This window comes from Pseudomonas sp., assembly GCF_041601375.1.
GTDB lineage: Bacteria > Pseudomonadota > Gammaproteobacteria > Pseudomonadales > Pseudomonadaceae > Aquipseudomonas.
Genome location: NZ_JBFIIG010000258.1, coordinates 1 through 4,685, shown reverse-complemented (window position 1 = coordinate 4,685; position 4,685 = coordinate 1). Strand labels below are relative to the sequence as shown.

Annotated in this window: 4 protein-coding genes and 1 pseudogene; 3 read left to right on the top strand and 2 right to left on the bottom strand. The window is 62.3% G+C overall.

Features of this window, described 5'->3' with window-relative positions; all coding sequences use genetic code 11:
• Positions 1–594: pseudogene (locus tag ABZE94_RS20505) on the bottom strand (hypothetical protein); the annotation flags it as partial.
• A gap of 117 nt (positions 595–711) precedes the next feature.
• On the opposite strand from ABZE94_RS20505, the gene mrcB reads away from it, so the two are divergent.
• Genes mrcB through ABZE94_RS20490 form a run of 3 tightly spaced genes read left to right on the top strand, consistent with a single transcriptional unit; the run spans position 712 to position 4,095 of the window.
• On the top strand, positions 712–3,030 hold the full coding sequence (gene mrcB, locus ABZE94_RS20500) for a penicillin-binding protein 1B (RefSeq protein ID WP_372877934.1): 2,319 nt from the start codon (positions 712–714) through the stop codon (positions 3,028–3,030).
• A 16-nt stretch (positions 3,031–3,046) separates the two neighbouring features.
• A complete protein-coding gene (locus ABZE94_RS20495; protein WP_372877932.1) occupies positions 3,047–3,766 on the top strand; it encodes a tetratricopeptide repeat protein in 720 nt (239 codons plus the stop codon).
• On the top strand, positions 3,766–4,095 hold the full coding sequence (locus ABZE94_RS20490; RefSeq protein WP_372877930.1) for a YqcC family protein: 330 nt from the start codon (positions 3,766–3,768) through the stop codon (positions 4,093–4,095). The genes ABZE94_RS20495 and ABZE94_RS20490 overlap by 1 nt, the downstream gene beginning before the upstream one ends.
• A gap of 22 nt (positions 4,096–4,117) precedes the next feature.
• On the opposite strand, the gene ABZE94_RS20485 is transcribed toward ABZE94_RS20490, so the two are convergent.
• The gene (locus ABZE94_RS20485; protein ID WP_372877928.1) at positions 4,118–4,552 is read right to left on the bottom strand and encodes a DUF4124 domain-containing protein; all 435 of its coding nucleotides are present in this window, start codon (positions 4,550–4,552) and stop codon (positions 4,118–4,120) included.
• Positions 4,553–4,685 lie beyond the last annotated feature (133 nt).

Here is a 4,685-nt window from a genome sequence, read left to right as displayed (position 1 = left end):
TGGCTCGAGTCGTTCGAAACTGCTTTCAGCCCAGGCTTGCAGGGCATCGAGTTGCTGCAGGTCGGCCTTGTCCGAGAGCATCGCGCGGATCTGCTCGAAATTCTGCCTGACCGGCGCCATCACCGCTTCTGGTGAGCCCAGTTCATGGGTCTGAGGTACCTGCGGCGCATCGAGGTGGAACTGGGCAATTTGCTCGGCCAGGGCGTCGATATGCGCTTCGCTCAACTCTCCGCGCGCCTGCACTTCGGCGAGCAACTGATCCTGCGGGAACTGGCGCATTTTCAGGGCGTACTCGATGATCGGACCCTCGCCGTCCAGTTGCGGTGCTTCGGCGCTACCGCTGATCGGCAAAACTTCCAGGTACAGGCCTTGAGTGAGGCGCTGGTTGAGGCGCAACTCTTCCTTGCAGAAGTGCTCGCGAGCGCTCAGTTCGGAGAAGTCGAGGAAGCCGAAATTCACCGGTTTCTTGATCTTGTAGGCATAGGGGCCGGTCAACACTACCCAGGAGATATGCGTCTCGATGACCTGGAAAGCCTCTACCGGGTGGGGGTATAGGGCCGGGTTCTGCAGGGCGGCAATCAGGGCTTGGCTCACGGGCGATCCTTGGCTTTCAAACAAATAAGAGAGCGGCATTATGGCCGCTGAGAGCCGCTGTGCAAACCGCCGGGCTGCTCCTGCTTGTCCGGGGCAAAGTGCGTATAATGCCGCGCCATGACTCGTACCCGATCTCCTCGTTCTCGTTCAAAGCGCCGCTCGCGTGGCATGCGCCCCTGGTTGGGCTGGGCTATCAAGCTCGGCCTGGTCGGTTTGGTGGTGCTCGCCGCCTTTGCGGTTTACCTCGATGCAGTGGTGCAGGAGAAGTTCTCCGGCAAGCGCTGGACCGTGCCCGCCAAGGTCTATGCCAGACCTTTGGAGCTGTTCGTCGGGCAGAAACTGACCAAGAGTGATTTTCTCCAGGAGCTGGATGCCCTCGGTTATCGCCGGGAGAGTGCGGTCGATGGTCCTGGCGCCGTGTCGGTAGCCGGCAACAACCTCGAGCTGCACACGCGCGGCTTCCAGTTTTATGAAAGCCGTGAGCCATCGCAGCGCGTGCGCGTGCGCTTTTCCGGCGATTACGTCGCCGGCCTGAATCAGGCCAATGGCAGCAGCCTGGCGGTGGCCCGCCTGGAGCCGATGCTGATTGGCGGTTTGTACCCGGCGCACCAGGAAGACCGCTTGCTGATCAAGCTGGAGCAGGTGCCGCCCTATCTGGTGGAAACCCTGGTGGCGATCGAGGATCGCGAGTTCTTCAATCATTTCGGGGTGTCGCCCAAGTCGATCGCCCGCGCCGTCTGGGTCAACGCCACGGCCGGGCAGGTTGTCCAGGGGGGCAGCACCCTGACCCAGCAGTTGGTGAAGAATTTCTACCTGACCAACGAGCGCAGCCTGATCCGCAAGGCCACTGAGGCCATGATGGCGGTGCTGCTCGAACTGCATTACGACAAGCAGGACATTCTCGAGGCCTACCTCAACGAGGTGTTCCTCGGGCAGGACGGCCAGCGCGCGGTGCATGGTTTCGGCCTGGCCAGTCAGTACTTCTTCAGTCAGCCGCTGTCCGAGTTGAAACTCGAGCAGGTGGCTTTGCTGGTCGGTATGGTCAAGGGGCCCACCTATTACAACCCGCGGCGCAATCCCGAACGCGCCCTGGAGCGGCGTAATCTGATCCTCGATGTGCTGGTCGAGCAGGGCGTGATCACGCTCGAGCAAGCAGTCGCCGCCAAGCAGAAGCCGCTCGGCGTGACCCAGCGCGGCAGCATGGCCGATAGCTCGTTCCCGGCGTTCCTCGATCTGGTCAAGCGCCAGTTGCGTGAGGATTACCGCGAAGAGGATTTGACCGAAGAGGGCCTGCGCATCTTCACCAGCTTCGACCCGATTCTTCAGTTCAAGGCTGAAAGTGCCCTGGCCGACTCGCTGAAGCGCCTGGCCGGCCGCAAGGGGGTGGACCAGGTTGAGGCCGGCATGGTCGTGACCAACCCGGAAACCGGCGAAGTCCAGGTGCTTATCGGCAGTCGCCAGCCACGTTATGCCGGCTTCAACCGCGCGCTGGATGCCGTCAGGCCGATCGGCTCCCTGATCAAACCGGCGATCTACCTGGCCGCGCTGGAGCGTCCGAGTCGGTACACCTTGACCAGTTTGCTGGAGGATCAGCCCTTCTCGATCACGGGTCAGGATGGCCAGGTCTGGAGTCCGCAAAACTATGACCGCAAGGCCCATGGCACCGTTTACCTGTACCAGGGCCTGGCCCATTCCTACAACCTGTCCAGTGCCAAGCTGGGACTGGAACTGGGAGTGCCGAATGTACTCAAAACTCTTGAGCGTCTGGGCGTTTCGCGAAAATGGCCGGCCTATCCGTCGATGTTGCTGGGGGCCGGTGCGCTGACTCCGATGGAGGTGGCGGATATGTATCAAACCATGGCCAACGGCGGCTTCAACACGCCCTTGCGCGGTATCCGTAGTGTGCTGACTGCCGAGGGTGAGCCGCTCAAACGCTACCCCTACCAGATCCAGCAGCGTTTCGATGCCGGGGCGATCTACCTGCTGCAAAATGCCATGCAACGCACCATGCGCGAGGGCACCGGGCGTTCGGTTTACAGTCGCCTGCCCGGCTCTCTGGCGCTGGCCGGCAAGACCGGCACCAGTAACGATTCACGGGACAGCTGGTTCGCCGGCTTCAGCCAGGATCTGCTGGCGGTGGTCTGGCTTGGCCGCGACGACAATGGCCCTACGCCATTGACTGGCGCAAGTGGCGCCCTGCAGGTCTGGACGGATTTCATGATCAAGGCCGATCCACTGCCGCTGGATATGCCGCTGCCGGATAACGTTGTCCAGGCCTGGGTGAATGCCGCTAGCGGCCAGGGCTCTGACCCGAGCTGCCCGAATGCCGTGCAGATGCCGTATATTCGCGGCAGTGAGCCTGTCCCTGGCCAGGCCTGTGGTATTCAGGCCCCGGTCGATTCGGTGATGGATTGGGTTCGTGGTTGGTTGGATTAAGTGAAGAGGGTGTGAAGTGATCAAGTGGTTGATTCCTGTTTTAACCGCCTCGGTAGTGCTGGGCGGTTGTGCCAGTGTGCCGCGCGGCTCCATTCCCGTTGTCGATTCCAGTTCGTCGGTCTATGGCCAGCAGCAAACCGATGCGGGTGGTTACGGCCGTTCGACCGCCCAGCCGCCACAGAGTCAGCCGCAGGATTCCGGTGTGGTGGTGATGGTGCCCGGGGCCGGCGGCAGTTCTGCGCCGATCCAGACGTTTCCGGCGCCAAGCTCGCCGATAGGCGGTGTTGTGGGCGGGCCTTCCAGTGCGGCCCCCTACATCGACGAGCCTGCGGGTGCGGGCGACTACAGCGTACCGCCGCCTTCGATGCCGAGCGGAATACCGAGCTCCGGTGGTTTGGCCGCCGATGAGCAGTTGGACGGTCCCGTATTGGCATTGCTTACCGCAGCCCAGCAGCAGCAGGGTAGCGGTGACCTGAATGGTGCGGCGTCCAGCCTGGAGCGTGCCCAGCGCATTGCTCCGCGCGAGCCGCAAGTGCTCTATCGTCTGGCGGAAGTGCGCCTGGCCCAAGGCGACGCGGCGCAGGCCGAACAGTTCGCCCGGCGCGGCCTGAGCTATGCCAGCGGCCGTCCGGCGTTGCAGGCCAGCCTCTGGAATCTGATCGCCCAGGCCCGTGAGCGGCAGGGCGATCCGGTCGGTGCGGCGCAGGCGCGTGAGCGGGCAAAGGTCAGTCTCTGATGGACACTCGTGTGCCGGCGATTGCGCAACAGCTGTTGCTGATCGAGCGTGAGTTGCGCCTGCAAGGCTGGTGGGACGAGCAACAACCGAGCGATCAGGCGCTGGCCAGTCAGCAACCTTTTTGCGTCGATACGCTGTCCTTCGAGCAATGGTTGCAGTGGATTTTTCTGCCGCGCATGAAAGACCTGCTCGAGAACGATGCCGCGCTGCCCGAGGCGTGCGGCATTCAGCCAATGGCTGAGCAGGTCTATGGTGCGGGCAACGAGCAGGCCCAGGGGCTGATCAGGCTGCTGGGCGAGTTCGATCGACTGATTTGTAGCGCCGCCTGAGGGGCTGCCCGCGCGGGGCGGATTACTTGCAGTTCTCGCCAATCGCCTGCTTGGCTTCATTGATGCGCTGCTGACGCTCTTCCTCGTTCAGGCGGCGTACTTCGCCGTCGACTTCCACGCGCACGCGCGGGTTGTTTTCCAGCTGCGCCAGATTGGTGCGCACGGTTTGGCAGTATTTCTTGCGCTCTACTTCCTGGGCCGCGATTTGCTGTTTCACTTTTTCATCGACAGCGGCCTGCTCCGGATCGGCAATGCTCTCGAAAGTCGGTGCTGCTGCCGGCTCGGCAGTCTTCGGCGGCGGTGCTGCAGTATTGATAGTGGTCGCGTGCTGGCCTTGTGGCGGCTGCGCGCCAAAGTGAGTGCCCCCTTGTGCATCGACCCATTTGTATACCTGGCTGGCCATGGCGCTTGCGCTCAGGGCGAGCAGCAAGCTGCTGGTGAGGATCATACGGCGCATGCTGTTTCCTTTTTAAGAGCGGCGATACCTGGTGGCTACTATAACCAAAACGGTTGAATCGTCATCCTGCGCTGTGTCACAGCGCGTGGGCGCTCGAGCAACTATTTGCCCTCTGTTGTGCCGGCGCAACCTC

Coding starts and splice junctions, on each gene's coding strand:
- mrcB (WP_372877934.1), top strand. CDS start 712: ATGACTCGTACCCGATCTCCTCGTTCTCGTTCAAAGCGCCGCTCGCGT.
- ABZE94_RS20490 (WP_372877930.1), top strand. CDS start 3,766: ATGGACACTCGTGTGCCGGCGATTGCGCAACAGCTGTTGCTGATCGAG.
- ABZE94_RS20485 (WP_372877928.1), bottom strand. CDS start 4,552: ATGCGCCGTATGATCCTCACCAGCAGCTTGCTGCTCGCCCTGAGCGCA.